19 protein-coding genes and 1 tRNA gene are annotated in these 19744 nt (G+C 34.6%); 11 read left to right on the forward strand and 9 right to left on the reverse strand.

All coding sequences use genetic code 11. The features are described 5' to 3' along the window. Window positions 1–12: 12 nt before the first annotated feature. Complete coding sequence (locus tag EV143_RS09245; protein WP_133507683.1) at window positions 13–1176, reverse strand: FAD-dependent oxidoreductase; 1164 nt, start codon at window positions 1174–1176, stop codon at window positions 13–15. An 83-nt stretch (window positions 1177–1259) separates the two neighbouring features. On the opposite strand from EV143_RS09245, the gene EV143_RS09250 reads away from it, so the two are divergent. The 6 genes from EV143_RS09250 to EV143_RS09275 all read left to right on the forward strand — a co-directional run bounded on the left by EV143_RS09250 (window position 1260) and on the right by EV143_RS09275 (window position 6294). Beyond that, a complete protein-coding gene (locus tag EV143_RS09250) occupies window positions 1260–2225 on the forward strand; it encodes a helix-turn-helix transcriptional regulator (RefSeq protein ID WP_133507684.1) in 966 nt (321 codons plus the stop codon). A 128-nt stretch (window positions 2226–2353) separates the two neighbouring features. Further along, window positions 2354–3073: a hypothetical protein gene (locus tag EV143_RS09255; protein WP_133507685.1), complete on the forward strand. Its 720-nt coding sequence runs from the start codon at window positions 2354–2356 to the stop codon at window positions 3071–3073. Between the two features lie 47 nt (window positions 3074–3120). Further along, window positions 3121–3663 carry a hypothetical protein gene (locus tag EV143_RS09260; RefSeq protein ID WP_133507686.1) on the forward strand — a complete coding sequence of 181 codons (543 nt, stop codon included), beginning with the start codon at window positions 3121–3123 and terminating at the stop codon, window positions 3661–3663. A 43-nt stretch (window positions 3664–3706) separates the two neighbouring features. Further along, window positions 3707–4078 (forward strand): nuclear transport factor 2 family protein, encoded by a 372-nt coding sequence (locus EV143_RS09265; protein ID WP_133507687.1) that lies wholly within the window; start codon window positions 3707–3709, stop codon window positions 4076–4078. An 86-nt stretch (window positions 4079–4164) separates the two neighbouring features. After that, the gene (locus tag EV143_RS09270) at window positions 4165–4701 is read left to right on the forward strand and encodes a hypothetical protein (RefSeq protein ID WP_133507688.1); all 537 of its coding nucleotides are present in this window, start codon (window positions 4165–4167) and stop codon (window positions 4699–4701) included. Window positions 4702–4836: 135 nt separating this feature from the next. Next, window positions 4837–6294: an FAD-dependent oxidoreductase gene (locus EV143_RS09275; RefSeq protein WP_243739846.1), complete on the forward strand. Its 1458-nt coding sequence runs from the start codon at window positions 4837–4839 to the stop codon at window positions 6292–6294. Between the two features lie 244 nt (window positions 6295–6538). On the opposite strand, the gene EV143_RS09280 is transcribed toward EV143_RS09275, so the two are convergent. The 3 genes from EV143_RS09280 to EV143_RS09290 form a co-directional block, all read right to left on the reverse strand. Next, on the reverse strand, window positions 6539–7747 hold the full coding sequence (locus EV143_RS09280; RefSeq protein ID WP_133507690.1) for an outer membrane protein assembly factor BamB family protein: 1209 nt from the start codon (window positions 7745–7747) through the stop codon (window positions 6539–6541). Between the two features lie 327 nt (window positions 7748–8074). Beyond that, window positions 8075–9676: an arylsulfatase gene (locus EV143_RS09285; RefSeq protein ID WP_133507691.1), complete on the reverse strand. Its 1602-nt coding sequence runs from the start codon at window positions 9674–9676 to the stop codon at window positions 8075–8077. A 465-nt stretch (window positions 9677–10141) separates the two neighbouring features. Then, window positions 10142–10498, reverse strand: coding sequence for a winged helix-turn-helix transcriptional regulator (locus EV143_RS09290; RefSeq protein WP_133507692.1), 357 nt, complete (start codon window positions 10496–10498; stop codon window positions 10142–10144). 135 nt (window positions 10499–10633) lie between these two features. Here EV143_RS09290 and EV143_RS09295 point away from each other — a divergent pair, with 135 nt between their 5' ends. Next, window positions 10634–11416, forward strand: coding sequence for an SDR family oxidoreductase (locus EV143_RS09295; protein WP_133507693.1), 783 nt, complete (start codon window positions 10634–10636; stop codon window positions 11414–11416). 19 nt (window positions 11417–11435) lie between these two features. Then, on the forward strand, window positions 11436–11759 hold the full coding sequence (locus EV143_RS09300) for a nuclear transport factor 2 family protein (protein WP_133507694.1): 324 nt from the start codon (window positions 11436–11438) through the stop codon (window positions 11757–11759). Between the two features lie 81 nt (window positions 11760–11840). On the opposite strand, the gene EV143_RS09305 is transcribed toward EV143_RS09300, so the two are convergent. Together EV143_RS09305 and EV143_RS09310 are read right to left on the reverse strand one after the other, a co-directional pair. Further along, window positions 11841–11915 (reverse strand) — tRNA-Val (locus tag EV143_RS09305). A gap of 179 nt (window positions 11916–12094) precedes the next feature. Further along, window positions 12095–13321, reverse strand: coding sequence for a bifunctional folylpolyglutamate synthase/dihydrofolate synthase (locus EV143_RS09310; protein WP_133507695.1), 1227 nt, complete (start codon window positions 13319–13321; stop codon window positions 12095–12097). Between the two features lie 131 nt (window positions 13322–13452). On the opposite strand from EV143_RS09310, the gene EV143_RS09315 reads away from it, so the two are divergent. After that, window positions 13453–14148: a MotA/TolQ/ExbB proton channel family protein gene (locus EV143_RS09315; RefSeq protein ID WP_059113932.1), complete on the forward strand. Its 696-nt coding sequence runs from the start codon at window positions 13453–13455 to the stop codon at window positions 14146–14148. Between the two features lie 3 nt (window positions 14149–14151). Next, window positions 14152–14547, forward strand: a complete 396-nt coding sequence (locus EV143_RS09320) for an ExbD/TolR family protein (RefSeq protein WP_059113933.1) — start codon at window positions 14152–14154, stop codon at window positions 14545–14547. A 372-nt stretch (window positions 14548–14919) separates the two neighbouring features. Here EV143_RS09320 and EV143_RS09325 read toward each other — a convergent pair whose 3' ends face one another. The 3 genes from EV143_RS09325 to EV143_RS09335 form a co-directional block, all read right to left on the reverse strand. After that, on the reverse strand, window positions 14920–15822 hold the full coding sequence (locus EV143_RS09325; RefSeq protein ID WP_133507696.1) for an energy transducer TonB: 903 nt from the start codon (window positions 15820–15822) through the stop codon (window positions 14920–14922). A gap of 407 nt (window positions 15823–16229) precedes the next feature. Then, the gene (locus EV143_RS09330) at window positions 16230–17456 is read right to left on the reverse strand and encodes a Glu/Leu/Phe/Val dehydrogenase dimerization domain-containing protein (RefSeq protein ID WP_133507697.1); all 1227 of its coding nucleotides are present in this window, start codon (window positions 17454–17456) and stop codon (window positions 16230–16232) included. A 90-nt stretch (window positions 17457–17546) separates the two neighbouring features. Beyond that, a complete protein-coding gene (locus tag EV143_RS09335; protein ID WP_133507698.1) occupies window positions 17547–18134 on the reverse strand; it encodes a chalcone isomerase family protein in 588 nt (195 codons plus the stop codon). Window positions 18135–18598: 464 nt separating this feature from the next. Here EV143_RS09335 and EV143_RS09340 point away from each other — a divergent pair, with 464 nt between their 5' ends. Further along, window positions 18599–19741: an acyl-CoA dehydrogenase gene (locus tag EV143_RS09340; RefSeq protein ID WP_133507699.1), complete on the forward strand. Its 1143-nt coding sequence runs from the start codon at window positions 18599–18601 to the stop codon at window positions 19739–19741. The last annotated feature ends 3 nt before the right edge of the window (window positions 19742–19744 follow it).

Raw genomic sequence — 19744 nt, forward strand, 5'->3', positions numbered from 1 at the left:
CAATTCTATTTCTTATGTTGGATTGAGCATGTTTACCATAACTTGTAAACCTCCCGGAGCATACATCCAATCCATCATTTCTCCAGTTTCCTTTCCTTCCTTAACAAATCTTTCGAACATTTGTTTTTCATAATAAGCAATGGCTGATTCTATACTAGTAAAATTTCCGTTGGTAAAAATTTCGCTAAAATTAAAAGCGTCAAGCATTGCCGAATTTACGCCTTCTCCGTTTGGAGGTAATAAGTGCGCGGCGTCGCCAAGCAATGTTATATTAGATTGAGGTTCCCAGTATTGGTCTAACGGCATACTGTACAAAGGTCTTGGTATAAACTCGGTTTTTTCGTCTTCAAATAATTCGAGCCAGATACTATCCCAATTTGCGTATTCTTTTTTAAACCATTTCGAAACTTCTTTACCATTTTTAAAATCTATACCACTTTCTTTAGCCCAGTTTATATCTGTTTTAAAACCAATATAAATATCAATAGTACCGTCGCCTTTTGCACTTACAAATATTGTCTTTGATTCATCAAACGCAGCAATTTTTCCGCCTTTTAATAAATCATAAACTTTTGGGGCATTCTTTTTGGCATCATCAATATTACATACTAAATAAGTAACACCTGAATAAACAGGTTTGATTGGCGTAATAAACGGACGAATTTTAGAATTGGCTCCGTCAGCTCCAATTACAACATCGGCCTTCGCCTTTTTACCATTCTCAAAAATGATTTCACAATTGTTATCATTCTTTTCAAGTGAAATAATATGGCTGTCCCAAACAATAGTATCCGGTTTAAGGGAATCTATTAGCATGTCTCTTAAAGGGCCACGATCAATTTCGGGCCTAAACCACGCATCTCCAAAATCATCGGTTGTATCTTTTTTGTGGTCATCATGAAAAACAGTTGCGTTTTTATCAACAATACGATATAGGTCATTGCCAGGTCTGTAGGATGCTTTAAATACATCCATTAAACCAGCCGCTTCAAGCGCTTTTAATCCTGAGTCAGTATGGATATCCAGCGTTGCGCCTTGTACTCTTACATTTCTGTTTTCGTCTCTTTCGTAAACTTTTACATCAACACCTTTTAGTTGAAGTAATCGTGCCAATGTTAATCCTCCGGGTCCTGCGCCAATAATTGCCACCTTTTTATTTTTAAGTATTGTATTCATCTCTTTAATTGTTTTATTACAAAGCAAAATTATTGTTACTTTTACGAATAAAATAACTGTAAATGATAATAAAATAGTCGTAAATGAAAATATCGGTAATAGATAAACAAGGTTCAGGAATTACGCGTCAATTTGCAGAAGCTATTGGTGCAACTATCCGTGGACGTTTTGTAGATATTCCGGAAAGTAAGGGTGGAGGCTATCTCACCGGATTTTCATGGAAAGAAAACAACCTTCGAATGATGATACAAAATTATTATTTAAAAGAGGAAATTTTACTTGAGCGCACTAATATATTAGAGGAAGGGCAGGAAGATGTTGTTTTTATGCTAAGTGATGTTTTTCCGTCACCAATGCAAACCGAAGAAAATTTATTACCGGAACAATCGAATGTGTTTATTTGTATGCATGCTGTTTCTGCCGTGCTTACGATGCCGTCAAAAACTTCTTTTAGAAGCATTACAATTGCAGTTTCGCGAAAATATTTACGTGAGGTTTTTGGTAATTTGCTTCATCCGGTAGTGACAACTATTTTAAATGGAAAGGAAAATTTTGCATTTGAAACCGGCATTTCGCCAGAGATGATTAAAACCGCCAGCGAAATCCTGAAGCAACCAGTGTCTGAAAGTTTAGAAAGTCATTACAGTAAACTGAAATGCGAGGAATTACTTTGCTGTATTTTTTCTCAGTTAATACAACGTGAAGCGACGCCAACAAGTAATATGCATGTCGAAGATATTAAAGCTATTTATGCAATCAAATTAAGGCTTCAGTCTAATCTGGACGAGTCGCCCAACATTGCCATACTTGCCAAAGAAGCCGGAATGAGCGAGCCAAAATTGCGAAAACTTTTTAAACAGACTTTTGGTAAAGGTGTTTTTGAATATTTTCAATCGATGCGAATGCAGGAAGCGGCTCGATTGCTAAGAGATAAACATCTGTCGGTTTCAGAAGTTGGTTATCAATTAGGATTTACAAATCTTAGTCATTTTTCAAGAGTTTTTGAACAGCATATCGGGATGAAACCTAAGAAGTATTCGGTGAATTAGATTCTGTAAAAACAGATTAATTTTTCAGGAGCTTCAATAAAATTAATTCTATATTAGCATACATAAATTAGGTAAACATTACCTAATAACGATATCAACAAAACCAACAATTTTAAAGTAATAAACGTATGAATGAAATATTCCAAATTAGAGAAAATGGATTTGAAGAAATAAAAAAGCAGTTAATAATTAAGTCATTGCCAACTCTTTTGGTTGCAATAAGTTTTGGATTTGCAATTGTATTTTTCAATGCAAAAGAAAAAGGAGACGTTTTAACTGTTTTACCATTTATGATTCCATTCCTTATATTATCTATGGGATATGGAATTTCAAAAGGATTAAAAAGGCAAAAAATAATATTTCAAACTTTTAGACTGACATTTTCAGAAAATAATATTGTTAGAGAACAAGCAAATACACCAACAGTTACTATTCCATTTACTGATATTCATTCGATTATTAAGGATAAAAAAGGAGGTTATGCAATAAAAGGAAAAACAGCTGTGGAAACTATTTTAGTTCCGGCTCAAATTGAAAATCATGAAAATTTTGAGATCGTATTAAGCCAAGTTAAACCAATAGAGCAACAAACGGAACTTCCATTTGAGGAAAAATACAGAATTCCAATTTTATTAGTAATGTTAGTATGCATGGCGACAGTTTACGTTTCATATAATAAAATTCTTGTTGGAATTTGTTGCGTAGTTGTTAGTACACTTTTAATTAGATCATCGATTCAGATTTTAAAAAACAAAAATATTGATAATAAAAGCAGAAGAATTGGTTATTATTCACTTGTAGTTTTGGCGTCTGTTATTGGCGTGACAATTTTAAAATTTAGTTTTTAGCATAAAAAGCGCAGATAAAGTAAACAGCAAATCAAGAACGATAGTTTATGGAAATAGATAGAGATTTAGTGCAGGAAATGATTAATAATTCTGTTGGGAGCGAATATGTTATACATGAATTTATTGATAGTTCTAAATACTTATTTATTACTTATAAGCATAGAGATTTTTATGCTGATGATGAAAGAGGGCAATTAATAGGTGCCGGACCAATTGTTTATCATAAAGAAACTAAAGAATATAAAACAAGTGGTAGTGGCGATTTTGTTTGTGGAGAATATTTTGGATATTTGAATGAAAATGATGATTATGTTGAAAAACAGTGGTCAGTTGAAGAAATTAAGAATGATATAGTAAGAAGGAAATTTGTAAACGAAGATGATATTTGGAATTTAGCTCTCTTATTCATTGGCGAAAACGGGGATTCGGGTTCAATGACAAAAAATAGAAATTATAACCTTTTATTACACAATATTTATCGTTCTGATAATACGGAAGTTATACTGTATTTTGAAGAGTTATGGATTGAACTTGATTTAAAATATGAAGTGCTAAATCCAAATCAAATTCTATTATGGAAAAATATGTAATTCACGTTTTAAAAATAACTTAGAAAAAAATCCAATTCAAAAAATGACACAATCAGGAACTCAATTCGAAGAAGTAATCAAAAAAGCATACTCAGCTTTTAATGAAAGAAACATTGACAACGCACTTTCAACAATGCAACCAGATGTACAATGGTCTAAAGCGTGGGAAGGCGGCTACATAAGCGGACACGATGAAATCAAACAATATTGGACAAGACAATGGACGGAGATTAATCCGAAAGTGGAGCCAGTTGGTTTCGTTGAAAGAGGTAACGGAAGTTTAGAAGTAAAAGTGCATCAAAATGTAAAAGGCTTAAAAGGTGATTTAATGTTTGACGGATTTGTAAAGCATGTTTACACTTTTCAGGATGGATTGATAAAAACTATGGATATTGAATTGGTTGAGAATGAATAATAATATTACAAAGTAACCATTTCATTATGAAAGCATAACTAAAATTAAACGGAATGGGAATTAAATAATATAAAAAAAATTAAACATTGAACTATAAATTAACCAGAACTTGTAAAGATTGTAAACATGAAGATGTTTTTGAATTGACAAAAATTCAATGTGCATTTGAACTCTATAATTTTAAAGAAATGTGGACCAAAAAATGCTCAAATTGTCATTCAACACATTGTTATTCTTTAAGAAAATCATCCGTGAATCTAGATAAGGAAATTTTAGATATTTGGGGAAATGATGAAAAATTATATTTGAATCAGCAAGATGAGGAAATAATTCTTGCTGAAATGCATTATTTGCCCATGATTTTATTCGCAATAAATGAAGGAAAATATCTAAAGCGAAAAATTGGAATACTGGTTGAATCTATTTGTATTCTGCTGTATGATAATACCGTTATTTCAAATGAATTTAGCAAAGAAGAAAATCTTCAAAGAGAAAAAAATGCCAAAATAATTTTTCCTGAATTGTTGAAATTAAAAGATAAAATAGAAGGATCAGATAGATACATAATGGATTATATAAAAGAAGTTGTTTTTCCACAATTAGGAATAAATAAAAAAAATTGAAAATCCATGTTATGCGAAGTCTCCCGACTTCGTATTTGTTCCAATATAATTTCTACAATTTTTCAGTTCTTTGTTTTTAAACTATTTTTACATCGTAATCATTACAAAGTCAAAATCAAGTTAAATAAAGAGCAATTGGAAAAAGTGGAAAATGAAGAAGCAAGCTGGGTGATTTGTCCCGAATGTCAGGGACGAGGCAAAAAAAGCCGAAGGCTTAGCAAGAAAGTGCGACTTCACTACCAAATGGAACTTGATCAATTTGAAAAAAAAAATGGCGAAGGTATTGTTCCAATCAAACCCAAAGCCCATTTAGATATATGTTTAAACTGTAGCGGATCGGGTTTAATCCCTTCCGTTAATCCTCCAAAAGCAGATAAAGAAAACTATCCGCACGTTGCCATTATTGGTGGCGGAATAGGCGGAGTGGCTCTGGCTGTGGCTTGTTTACACCGCGGAATTCCTTTTACGCTGTATGAACGCGATAATAATTTCGAAGCCCGATCTCAAGGCTACGGACTTACTTTGCAACAAGCCAGTAAAGCAATCGAGGGATTGGGAATTTTCTCTTTACAAGAAGGCGTAATTTCTACAAGACATCTGGTTCATACTACAGAAGGAAAAGTGATCGGTGAATGGGGAATCAGAAAATGGATACCTTCAGAAGCGAAAACAGCTCCGAAACGCACCAATGTGCATATCGCAAGGCAATCTTTACGCTTAGCTTTATTGGAACAACTCGGTGGAAAAGATGCTGTACAATGGGGACATCAATTAATAGATTTTAAGGAACGTGATGATAAAGGTATCGATTTAACTTTTCAAGTGAATGGAGAGATGAAAACTGCCAAAGCTGATCTTGTAGTTGGCGCAGATGGTATTCGAAGTACAGTGCGTAAGTTGCTGATTGGTGATGATATTGCTCCTTTGCGTTATCTGGATTGTATTGTAATATTAGGCATTTGCCCATTGAGTGCTCTCGAAGGTCTTGATAATTCTTTACTCGATTCAGCTACTGTTTTTCAAACTGCCAATGGTAATGAGCGCATTTACATAATGCCTTATAATGCAGATTCGGTAATGTGGCAACTCAGTTTTCCAATGTCGGAAGAAGAAGCAAAGTCTTTAAGCGTGCAAGGGTCACTGGCACTCAAGGAAGAAGCTTGCCGTAGAACGCAATGGCATGACCCAATTCCTCAGATTTTAGCAGCGACTCTGGAAGCTCAAATTTCTGGCTATCCCGTATATGATCGGGAATTACTTCAATCAGAATTATTAGCGAAAAGTGGAGCGGTAACTTTAATCGGAGATGCTGCTCACCCAATGAGCCCGTTCAAAGGGCAGGGGGCAAATCAGGCACTGCTCGACGCGCTCTCGCTGGCCCGAGGAATCATAAAAGAGTGTAGGCCTTTATCGCAATGGAGAAAAGCGGGAGTAAGAGAAAGTGTGTTGACAGAGTTTGAATCTGAAATGTTAGAACGAAGCGCCATTAAAGTGAAAGATTCTGCAGATGCCGCGCAGTTTTTGCATTCTGAAATTGTGCTTCATGAAGGCGATGAGCCTAGAGGGCGATGTTTAAAGAAAAAAGACGCTTAACGCAGTTTGTCTGCAACAATTTGGCTAATTGCAGTTATAGAAGCGCAAACTTTTAGAAAAATCCAAAATTCATCAATGATGTCTGAAAGCTCAATAAAATCATCATTAACATCAGTAAAGACATAACGGACTTTTTGTTTTTCGAGACCAACTTCAACCTTAAAACCGGATTTAAATTTAGTTGGTAATGGTAATTCTCTTTAGATATACCAGGTATTATTGATGCAGCTTCTTCCTTATGTGATTAACGAATTACTTTTACAAAGGCACTATAGACGTCATCCTTAATAGAAGTTCGAAGATAAACTTCGTTTTCGTCTTTTGTTTTAAATTCAAATTGAATTAAAGCAGCATCAGAATAATAAAACAACGATTCATCATCTTTTGCAAATTCAATGTTTGAAATAGGTTTGGTTGTTAATTTTGTTTCGAATGCTGTTTCACCATTCGTTAAGTCTATTTGAAAAAGTTTTGCTTTATGAGTATATCCCCAAACATTATCACTTTCCTCAATGATGTAATCAATGCTGTCATCTTTAAAGTCAGTTTTCCAAATCTGAGTTCCTGTTTTTGAATCCACAGCGTAAATCGAAGAAACTTCCGGGCCTTGTGCTGCAAAATATATTTTTTTGTCTTTGCAAAATATACGTTCCTTGATACTATGTTGATTTTCATCGAATTTGAATTGCCATAAAACATCTAGCTTGTCTGGACTTAAAGCAAAAAGCACATTTTTTTCATTGGCTATAAATACATTTTCGCCATCAGTTACTGGTTTTCCGGATATAGGTTCGTCAAAGCTTTTTTGATTAAGAAGTTTTCCTGTATTTGCTTCAAAACTATAGAAATTGTTTCCACTTTGGGTAAAAATTTTGTTGTCAAAAAAGAGAACCGGAATATCATTATTTGCAGCATCTAGCTTATAATTCCATACTAAACTGCCATCTTTTATATCAAGAGCATAAATGTTATTGTTTGGCCCTTGAGTAGTTATAAACAGTTTTCCATTATTTATAATTGGAATTTGATTTTTTAGTACAATTTGATCTTTAATAGTACCCAACCTTGATTTCCAAAAAACATCTCCTGTTTGGTTATCAATTGCGAAAATCTCACCGTTAATAAACGGAACGTATACAATTCCATCCTGTAGCGTTATTGCATTTGCACACATTTCAGTATAAGCATCTGTAGCTTTTACTGTCCAGCCAATTTGTTCAGATTCTAAATCAAATGAAAAAAGAGAACCGTCGTAATCATAAATTAGGATAGCAGCTTCATCTAATGGTGGTTTTGTAACCTGTTTTATAACTTTATTAGTAACTATATCATTAATAGTTAAGTCTTTATTGTTAGAATATTCATTCTTGCCAGATTTTGAATTGGTTGACGTTTGCCCAAATATATTTATAACGGTGAATACAAATAAAAGAGTTATTAGATTTTTTTTCATTTTTAATTTGGATTGAAATTCAATATATTGAAATTGCTAAACAAACGAATATTCCGGTCAAATATAGTTAAAAATTATTATTGCATTTTAGAAGTTATAAGTTCTTTCCATTCTGAATTAGAATCAAAAGGAATACGTAGAAAAGCAAAAATTCTCATTTAAAGAAATTCTTAAGATTGAGAAAAGTAAACATAAAAGAAACTCCTTAATTTCTTAAGGAGTTTCCTGGTGATCCTTGCGAACCATTTTCTGCGATGTTTTAGAAACTAACAATTAAATAATTTAGTTTTATAAAGTAAGAAAAATGAAAATAATAGTTCATTAAAATTATTTTTCCGTTGCTTTTTTATTCATTTCAAGAGTCTGCTCTACAATGTTGGAAACATCAAATGTTGATCCTTTTTGAACTGGCGGATATTGAATCAAAGTTTTCAAATGCTCCTGAACAACCTCCATCATCGGAGCTACAATCCACGAAGTTCTCTGTGCTAAGTGTCCGTATGAATCTTTATTGTCGTAACTCTCAAAAGGATCACTGCGGAGGTTGAATATAAGATATCCTCTCGGAGTAATGTCATCATAATAATCTTCCGTCGTACTAAAATGAATTTTCCAAGGTCCCTGCCTAACGGCCATCAGTTTGCTTTCATGGTAATACAGAAAATCGTTACGCTTACTCTTCTTCGATTTGCCTAGCCAGTAATCAAGATTGTTGATTCCGTCTATGTATTGATTTTTATCTTTCTTTACCTGTTCGGTGACATCTGTTACTCCCGCGGCAGCTGAAAACGTGGTAAACATATCCATGTGCGCCTGAATACCGTTTAGGGTTTGGTTAGGTTTGATTACATTCGGCCATTTTAGCAAAGAAACGACTCTTACACCTCCTTCATAAGTCGTCATCTTTTCTCCTCTAAAAGGTGTTGTAGCACCATAAGGCCAAGTAGAATGTTCAGGACCGTTATCTGTTGAATACCAGATAATCGTGTTCTCATCCAATCCGTTTTGTTTGAGCCAGTCTAGCACAAGTCCTACATCGTGATCATGCTGCATCATCCCAGCCCCGTGCATATCATCATCGTGGCTTATTGTATCGGCTGCATGGCTCCATTTTTCATTTAAGTGCGTATAAACATGCATACGACTTGTATTAAGCCATACAAAAAATGGTTTGCCATCCTCTTTTGTTTTTTTCATAAATTTTTCAGCCATCGGAATTACTTCTGCTGCATCAAAATCTTTCATTCTTTCCATTGTCAAAGGTCCCGTATCTTCTATTGTCTGTTTGCCGATTTTACCGAATTTAGGATCAATTTTAGTATTGTCATTACCTGTTGCATAAGAGTGTAATACTCCTCTGGTACCAAATTTCTTAGCAAAAGCTTCTGGACCGCCGGGATAATTTTTAGCATAACTCTGATAGCCTGCATATTCTGACTGTTCTTGTGTGTTTAGATGATATAAGTTGCCAAAAAACTCGTCAAAGCCATGTACGGTTGGAAGATGTTCGTTTCGGTCTCCAAGATGGTTTTTTCCAAATTGACCTGTTGCATATCCTGCTTTTTTCAAGACTTCTGCCAGACTTGGAGATGAAGCCTGAAGTCCTAATTTGTCCCCCGGTACACCAACTGTAACCATTCCTGAGCGAATAGGATATTGCCCCGTAATTAAGGCGGCACGCCCTGCAGTACATGAAGGCTGTGCGTAGTGATCGGTAAATTTTATTCCTTCGGTTCCAATTCGATCAATATTTGGAGTAGTATATCCCATTACTCCCATGCCATAGGCACTGACGTTTTCCCATCCAATATCGTCTCCCCAAATGATTAAAATATTAGGTTGTTTCGCCTTTTGAGCATATAAAATATTCGAAATAATAAGCGCAACAGTAACAACTGTTACACTTAACGGATTTGAATTTATTTTCATCTGTCATTAGTTATTATATTAGAAACTAGATTGTTAAAGATAAAGATAGTTAAAAATCCTACAAGTGTTCTTACTTTTTATAAGATTCAAAATTATTTTTTATTAATCTAAGCCTTACGATTTGAATTTAATCTCAGATCTATAAACAGTTATAGTGAAGTGCTGTATGAATGCTCTTAGCAGAGCCGCTATCTAAATTCTTAAGATTCGAAAATATAGGCATAAAAAAACTCCAAAATCAAATGACTTTAGAGGTTGTAAATTTTGGTGAGATATCTGGGAGTACAGTCGAACACTTAATTGTAATTCTGACGTTTTTAAAGGCTAAGTGATTAGCAGATCATGATTTTTCTATAATTAAAACTTCATAAATTGCTGGTATATACAATGATAAACTCTGTGTGAGATAGAAAAAGTTAACTGAGGGTAAAACAAAATGAGTATCAGTTTTTCTACATCTTAATTTTAATCTAAACGTTTTAAAATAAGTGATCGTAAACGTTCTTCATGCTCTTCTCCCCAATTCCCAATAGCTGAAATTACAGGAATTAGTGTTTTTCCAAAATCCGTCAGGCTATATTCAACTTTTGGCGGCACAACAGGGTAAATTACTTTTGAAACAAGTTCATGATCTTCTAATTCCTTAAGCTGAATATTTAGAACCCTGCGTGAAGCATCCGGTATTTTGCGTTGCAATTCGCTCGGTCTTTGAAATCCTTCATTAATGAACCAAAGCAAACGTATCTTCCATTTGCCGTAGAGCACTTCACCTATAAGATCAAGTCCACAATTTAAGTTCGGTATTGTTTTTCTCTCATACATACTACAAAAGTAAGCCTATCTACCAATTCTTGCAATAGGGGAAAAATTTATCCCTATCCGAATCGTAATTCCGTACTTGTGAGAAACTTACATACTTCAGAAATTTGTGCCTAACAATTTTAAAACGAATATGAAATGGATTATCAAAACGAATTATTAGGCAAAATTGCCTTAATAACAGGAGGCACAAAAGGAGCTGGAAGAGCAATTGCAGAAAGGCTTCTACAAGCTGGTGCAACGGTTATTATCACTGCAAGAAATGCACCGGAAAAAGAAAACAGCAAGCTGCATTTCATTCCGTCCGATTTGAGTAAAGCAGAAGGAACACAAAAAGTTGTCAGCGAAGTGCTGTTGGCTTACGGAAGGCTTGACATTTTGGTAAACAATCTTGGTTCTTCAACAACACCTGCCGGTGGCTTTACTGCATTATCTGATGAAGATTGGGAATCAACTCTACAGGCTAATTTGCTTGCTCCGGTTCGACTGGACAGAGGGTTTTTACCTCAAATGATAGATAGAAAAAACGGTGTCATTATTCATATAGCTTCTATCCAGGGAATACTGCCACTGTATGATTCCACTTTGCCATATGCGGCTGCAAAAGCAGGATTACGAAACTATAGTAAAAGTTTATCGAATGAAGTTTCGCCTAAAGGTGTTCGGGTGCTAACTGTTTCTCCTGGATGGATCAATACAGGAGCATCGAAAGCTTGGCTGGCTGAGATTGCAAGAAACGCCAATAGCACTGTAGAAGAAGCACAGCAAGGTGTAATGGATGCATTGGGTGGAATACCATACGGCAGACCCGCTGAGCCGGAAGAAGTAGCTGAATTGGTTGGTTTTCTTGTTTCTCCGAGAGCCAGTTATTTATCAGGAACTGAATATGTAATCGATGGCGGTACTGTACCAACAATTTAATAATCTAAAAATAATAACAATGAACTTACCAAAAGTATTAACAGACTTGATTAAAGCACAGAATGAATTTGACGCTGTGACTTATGCCAATTTGTTTTCAGAAACTGCAGAAGTGTTTGACGAAGGCAAAACGCATAAAGGAAGAATTGAAATAGAGCGGTGGATCGATCACTCAAACAAGAACTACAAATCAGTGATGAAACCACTGGAATATACCAAAAATGGCACAACAAGCATCTTAACGGCAGAATGTTCAGGAATATTTCCAGGAAGCCCTATCGCGCTAAAATTTCACTTTGATATTGTTGATGAGCAAATTCAACATTTAAAAGTAACAGATTAAACGTAAAAAGAGTGTGACTGTTTACTATAAGTTATTTAAACAACAAAGCCATTGGAATCCAATGGCTTTATTTGTGTTCTGTGGGCGATGAGGGGTTCGAACCCCCGACCCCCTCGGTGTAAACGAGGTGCTCTGAACCAGCTGAGCTAATCGCCCTATTTTACTAGGTTGCTATCATTTTGTGATTGCGAGTGCAAATATACGCTAGTTTTTGAGTTCTGCAAAGAAAATAGAATAAAAAAGAAAACTTTTTTTTAAATTCATTATATCTTGCTGTTTATGAATTTGTTATTAAAATGATTTTTTCAAACTTTTTTCTGCAAATTTTGTTTTGCTTATTTTAAAGGCAATTCAGCAACAACAAAAGTGCTTCCTCCAACATAAATGAAATCGTTTTTACCGGCATTATTCTTCGCTGCGGCAAAAGCATCTTCAACAGAATTATATTTTTCTCCTATCAAATTATATTTTTTCGCCGCATCTTTTAATATCACAGTTGCTAAACCTCTGGCAGAATTTGGTCTGCAGAAATAGTATTGCGCTTTTTTAGGAAAAAGAGGCAAAATCGAATCCAGATCTTTATCGTTAACAACGCCTAAAACAATATGTAAATTTTCGAAAGTTTCTTTCTGAACCTGATTCATTACAACTGCTAAACCATGTTTGTTGTGCGCAGTATCGCAAATTATTTTCGGATTTTCTCCCAGTTGCTGCCATCTTCCTTGTAAGCCGGTATTTTTAGACACATTCAACAATCCGGTTTTTAAATTCTCGATAGAAACCTTAAAATCGGTTTTTGAGTTTAAAAGAGCAATGACTTGCTGAACCGTTTTTTTATTATGAAACTGATAATCCCCAATTAAGTCAGAAGGAAAAACTCCGGAAATTAGATCAGCAGCAAAATAAATTGGCGCATTGTTTTCTTCGGCTTTGGCCAAAAATACGATTTCCGTTTCCTCTGTATATTCACCAATTACAACAGGAACATTTGGCTTTATAATTCCGGCTTTTTCTCCCGCAATTGCTGTCGTTGTATTTCCTAAAAACTGAGTATGGTCTAAATCGATGTTGGTAATTACCGAAACCAAAGGCGTAATAATATTCGTGGCATCTAATCTTCCTCCCAAACCAACTTCAATAATAGCAATGTCTACTTTTTCTGAGGCAAAATAATCAAAAGCCAAACCTACTGACATTTCGAAAAAACTCATGTCATTTGCTTCAAAAAAATCTTTGTGTTTCGCAACAAATTCACAAACAAAATCTTCAGAAATATCCTTTCCGTTAATTTTAATTCGCTCTCTAAAATCTTTCAAATGCGGAGATGTATACAAACCTACTTTATAACCCGCTTCCTGCAAAACTGAAGCCAGCATGTGTGATGTCGATCCTTTTCCGTTCGTTCCGGCAACGTGAATACACTTTAATTGCTTCTCCGGATGATCAAGATGCGCCGCAAGCAATTTGATATTCGTTAAATCTTCTTTGTATGCCGAAGCGCCCTGCAGTTGGTACATTGGCAATTGGTTAAACATCCAATTTGTTGTTTCCTGGTAGTTCATTTATTTTGGATAAAATAGTGTTGAATTGAAATAATTTTCGATTTTTTTAGTTTAATATTACAGTGAAAATTATCTTTAGTGCAAATTTCAAATATTTTTTAGAATTAATTATTAAAAACCAGAATTAATATATGTTTAGTTTCATTCAATTACAAACAGATACCATTGCAAACGCCGCATCTAACGTAGTTATCGAGAAAATTGCTCCAAATACTGAAATCTCTGTTTTAGGTTTTATCCTAAAAGGAGGTTTTTTCTTAATACCAATTGCCATTTTACTGTTTTACACGATTTACGTTATTTTTGAGCGTTACTTATATATTAGTAAAGCGTCTAAAATTGATGCAAGATTAATGCAGGATGTTGGAGATAAATTGAATGCAGGAAATATAGAATTGGCGAGAACAATTGTAGAAAGAAGCGATACTGCAGCTGCAAATATTTTAAAAGAAGGTGTTTTGGTAATTGGAAGACCAATTGCTGAAATCGAATCGAATATGGACCGTGCTGCTGATATTGAAATTGGTGAAATGGAAAGACGTTTAGGTCATCTTGGACTTATCGCCGGTATTGCGCCAACGTTAGGTTTCATTGGAACTATTTCCGGGGTTATTAAAATTTTCTACAGCATTTCGGTTACTGAAAATATTAGTATCGGAAATATCTCCGGTGGTTTATATGAAAAAATGATCAGTTCTGGTTCAGGATTAATTGTGGGTATTATTGCGTATAGTGCTTACCATTTACTGAACGGAAAAATTGATGATTTTGCTTTAAAAATTCAGAAACAAATTTTAGAATTTGTAAATATAATTCAAAGAGCATAAGGTATGTCTATTAAAAGAAAAAGAAGATTTCATGCCGAAGTAGCGACTTCATCATTGAGTGATATTATGTTTTTCTTGCTGTTGTTTTTCTTAATTATATCAACGCTTGCAAATCCTAATGTTATCAAAATGACATTGCCAAAAGCGAAATCAAATGAAAAAACCAATAAACAATTAATTAGTTTATCGGTTACAGAAGATAAAAAGTTCTATATAGATAAAGAACCCGTAGATTTTGAAAATCTGGAAACAAGTTTAATGTCTAAAATTGGAGCAGATAAACAACAAACTGTTGTAGTTCGAATTCCGTTTAATCTGCAAGTACAGGATTTAGTGGATGTATTGCAAATAGGAGTGAAGAACAATTTGAAATTTGTAATTGCTACAAGTCCCAAGTAGATTTATCATTAGGGCGTGACCACAATAAAAAAAATGGGCTAATCAGCATAACGTTGATTCGCCCATTTTTTTATTGCGGTCGGGCTATCCGCGCTACTTCGGTAGCTAGCTCCTATCCCTCACGCAAAAAACCGATGCGATATTGATCTCACAGAATAAATTTAGCACAATCTTGTCATTTCGACCGAAGGGAGAAATCACACTAGTTATTCCGCAAAGAAAATCGCTAATCGTTGTCGAGTTACGAGTGTGATTTCTCCCTTTGGTCGAAATGACAAACTAGACGAAAAAGAAACAAAAAAGGCTTTCTGAAATCATCAGAAAGCCTTTTTTTTATAAAATTTAATTCGTGAAATTAGTACAATTCGTGTTTTAATTCATACTAAAATTATAAACAATTTTACCAACCTGTTTTGCTGCCGCATTATCATCTGGTGACCATTTTGTATTCATTGCAGCGATTTTTGCTTGTTCTAATAAACAGCTTGCTGTATTGGTTGTTCCTTTTATTCCTGCAGTTGCGCTAATCGTTCTTCCGTTTTGGTCGACTGTAACTTCAACTACAACTTTTCCTTCTTCGTTACACGTATATTTTGGTGCGGGTTTCGATAGCGCTTTTCGGTTTCCTAATGAATATCCTGATCCGCCTCCAGAACCTCCGCCGCTTCCGGCTCCGTAACCGCTTCCGGTACCAATACCATTTCCGGTTCCGTTTCCTCCGCCAGTTCCGCCACCAGAACCTCCGGTGCCATAATAACCATTAGATCCTAAACTTCCGTTAGCTTTTCCTTTATTTCCTGCCACTTTATCATCTCCGTCTCCGCCTTTATTAGAACCTTTTAAAATACTTGATAAGGCATCATTTGTAGAATTCGAAACTTTTGGTTTTTGAGGTACAGGTTTTGTTTCCGGTTTTACAACTGGAATATTTTTTTTAGGCTTTTCTTTTACAGGAATAATTACATCTTCTTCGTCAGTAGTTGCGTTTTCTTGCGTAATAATAGCTTCTTCCGGAGTTGCTTTTGCAGGTGTTTGCTTGGCTTCGTTTTTAACATCTAAAACTTCGCTTTTATAATTTGATCCTGAACCTAAATCACTATCTCCAAAATTTACGGTTACACCGCCACCGCCGCCACCTTCAGCGAGTGCTGAATTGTTTTCGGGATTGTATGGAGGCCAAAAACGTATAAAAAACAATAATAATAGAATTACTGCATATATCGCTGTGGTGATTAATAGTGATTTCTTTTTGTCTGAAGAATCTGTCGAAGCCATTGTGATTCTGAATTTTGTAATTGTATTTAATAAAAACGTTTAAAAGTACTAAAAATTGTTTACAATCACGGGGCTGAGATTGTTTTGTAACTAGTTGTTTTTTTGCACGCAGATTTGGCAGATTGAGCAGATTTTTCTTTTTGATTTTTTAATCAATAATTATAAAATTTAAATCTGCTTAAATTTGTATGAAATCTGCGTGAAACCTAAGCTTAAATTTAAAAAATCATTTTAATCAATTAATGTGTGGCAAAAACAAAAAGCTAACCAAAAAATCTGCTCAATCTGCCAAATCTGCGTGAAACTCTCATGACAAAGTTTAAAATCTTCTTAATCAATTTAATATGCTACAACAAAAAAACGAGCCAAATTTCTTTGACTCGTTTAAAATATAAAGTATAAAAGAATTATACTAATTGTTTCAGTGCAATTTCAAAAGCCGTTGCGCTAATGTTTGTTTTTGATGCATTTAAAGCATGCGCTTTTACAATTGCATTTTTTATAATTTCAGAAGTATCATTAAAAATAGCCTCATCCGTCATTTGAACTTTTTTCTCCATGAAGTAAGCAAAAACCCTTGCCATTCCACAGTTTGAAATAAAATCAGGGATCAAACTTACCTTGCGATCCACTTGTTCCATGATCGATCCGAAGAAAATTTCCTTATCCGCAAAAGGAACATTTGCTCCGCATGAAATAACTTCTAATCCGTTTGCAATTAAGCTGTCAATTTGAGATTGGGCAACCAGTCTAGAAGCGGCACAAGGCGTGAAAATTTCAGCACCAATTGTCCATATTTTAGAGTTGATTTCTTCAAACGGAATCATATTGTCGGCCACTAATTTGTTTCCGTCTTTGTTTAAAAACAACGTTCTGATTTCTTCAAAAGAAAAACCTTCTTCTTTAATTAATCCGCCATCGCGATCAATAATCCCGATAACTTTGGCGCCCATTTCAGCTAAATAAAAAGCTGCGGCAGAACCTACATTTCCAAAACCCTGAACAATTGCTTTTTTACCTTTTATATCTCCGCCGTAAATTGTATAAAAATGACGAACAGCTTCTGCAACTCCATAACCAGTAATCATATCGGCAACAGTATATTTACGAGTTACATCCGGTGAAAATTTAGGATTTTCGATTACCTTAATTACACCTTGACGTAATTGTCCAATTCTATTGATTTTATCAGCTTCGGTTGGTTTAAAATGTCCGTTGAAAACACCTTCCTGCGGATGCCAGACACCACATTCTTCCGTCATCGGAATAACTTCATGAATTTCATCAACATTCAAATCTCCACCAGTTCCGTAATAGCTTTTTAATAAAGGCGAAACCGCTTTATACCATCGTTGCAAAACACCTTTTTTGCGAGGATCATTCGGGTCAAAATTAATTCCGGATTTAGCGCCTCCAATTGCAGGACCCGAAACCGAAAATTTTACTTCCATTGTTTTGGCTAAAGATAAAACTTCGTTCATATCTAAGCCTTTTCTCATTCTTGTTCCACCACCTGCGGCTCCTCCACGAAGTGAATTAATTACTGTCCAGCCTTCAGCTTCTGTTTCAGAATCTTTCCAGTTAAAAACAATTTCAGGTTCTTTATTTTCAAATTGCTGTAATAAATCTTTCATTTTAATGAGATATGTTTATTTTTAGCAAATATATAGAATTGATTAATGCGAATACTTTATTGTTGCAGAAATCTGAAAATGGTTTTTAAATTAGTTGTTTTTACCTAATAACTCATTTTTTAAATCTTTGTCTACCGGGTTTTCTGAAAGCCAAATACCAAAAAATGCTTTTTTAAATTCGAAACTTTCAATTTTACCTTCGTATTTCTCATTTTTATAAATCCATAATGATTTGTCAAAAGGATTGTAGATTAAGTTAAAACTGTCACCTGCTTTCGTAACTTCTCTACCTATTAAAGCTTCTAATTCTTGTACCTCTTTAGATAATTTTAGAATTCCGACTTCCCCAACAGATTTTTCCATTCCCTTGGCCAATGCTTTTGATAACTTTTTTGATGTAACCAATGATGAGGTTATCTGAATTCTGATAGCCATTTCGATATCACTTTCCAGAATAAGATTCGCATCCTGAGTCAGTTGTGATAAATACAAAGCTTGTACATATAATTCTGTAAACATTTTAGAACGCTCCCCAACACCATTTAAGGTCAAGGTCTTGCCTTTGAAATCAAGAGTTCTTGGAACAATAACTCCGCCTACTTCTAATTTAGTTTGTGCGGAAACTGTTGAAAATTGTAAACTTAAAATAATGGTAATTAATGGTAAAATCTTTTTCATACTCAACGATGTTTATTTTTTTTTTGTGGACAAAACTAAGGCTAATTTATTATATTTTAACACTTTACATTCAATTTTTTTTATTGTACTGTATTCATAATCAAATTAGTAAGACTTGCTTTACGTAGATATACGTGGTTTTGCAACATTTGGTTTTAATTATATTCATATTATGCAAACGTTACTAAATTGTGTTTTTTAATCAATAACTTAATTCTTAATTTTAGAGAAAATGTTGCAAAATCAAGTTAAGTCGACATAAAATTCAAGATAATTACGAAAACGTTATCGTGATTCGTGGTAATATCTTAAAATTATATGCATGCATTGTTAATTCACTTTTAAAAATTATCTTTGAAAACCTTAAATACTGAATAAAAAAAGCATTCAAAAAACAAAAGAAGTAACAATTGCTGAACTAGATGTCTTGAAATTTGGTTTAGAAAACAAAAAATAAAAAAACTATGGATTTCAACCTTACCGAAGAACATTTAATGATTCAACAAGCTGCAAGAGATTTTGCTCAAAACGAATTGCTGCCGGGTGTTATTGAACGTGATGAAAAACAAATTTTTCCGACAGAGCAGGTTAAAAAAATGGGACAACTGGGTTTCATGGGAATGATGGTTGACCCAAAATACGGAGGAAGTGGCCTTGATGCCATTTCATACGTAATTGCGATGGAAGAAATTTCTAAAGTAGATGCTTCGGCTTCTGTGGTAATGTCTGTAAATAACTCTTTAGTTTGCTGGGGTTTACAGGAATATGGAACTGAAGAACAAAAACAAAAATATTTACCGGGTTTAGCTTCGGGTGAAATTCACGGTGCTTTTTGCTTAAGCGAGCCGGAAGCAGGAAGTGATGCAACTTCTCAAAAAACAACAGCTGTAGATATGGGCGACCATTATATCGTAAACGGAACTAAAAACTGGATTACGAATGGAAATACGGCTTCGGTTTATTTGGTAATTGCTCAAACGCATCCGGAGAAAAAACACAAAGGAATCAATGCTTTGATCATGACCAAAGATATGCCTGGTTTTTCAGTTGGTCCAAAAGAACAAAAAATGGGAATTCGTGGTTCTGATACACACTCTTTAATGTTTAGTGATGTCAAAGTTCCAAAAGAAAACAGAATCGGAGAAGATGGTTTCGGATTTAAATTTGCCATGAAAACACTTGCCGGCGGACGTATCGGGATTGCTTCTCAGGCTTTAGGAATTGCTTCAGGCGCTTATGAATTGGCTTTGAAATATTCTAAAGAACGCAAAGCATTCGGAACTGAAATCTGCAATCATCAGGCAATCGCTTTTAAATTGGCAGACATGGCGGTGAATATCGAAGCAGCGCGTCATTTATGTATGAAAGCAGCCTGGGATAAAGATCAGCACAAAAACTACGATGTAAGTGGTGCAATGGCAAAACTATTCGCTTCGCAAGTAGCAATGGATACTGCTGTTGAAGCCGTTCAGATTCACGGAGGAAACGGATATGTGAAAGAATATCACGTAGAACGTTTTATGCGTGATGCAAAAATTACCCAGATTTATGAAGGAACTTCTGAGATTCAGAAAATCGTAATTTCAAGATCAGTTATTGCAGGATAAATT

The organism is Flavobacterium chryseum, assembly GCF_004362015.1.
GTDB lineage: Bacteria > Bacteroidota > Bacteroidia > Flavobacteriales > Flavobacteriaceae > Flavobacterium.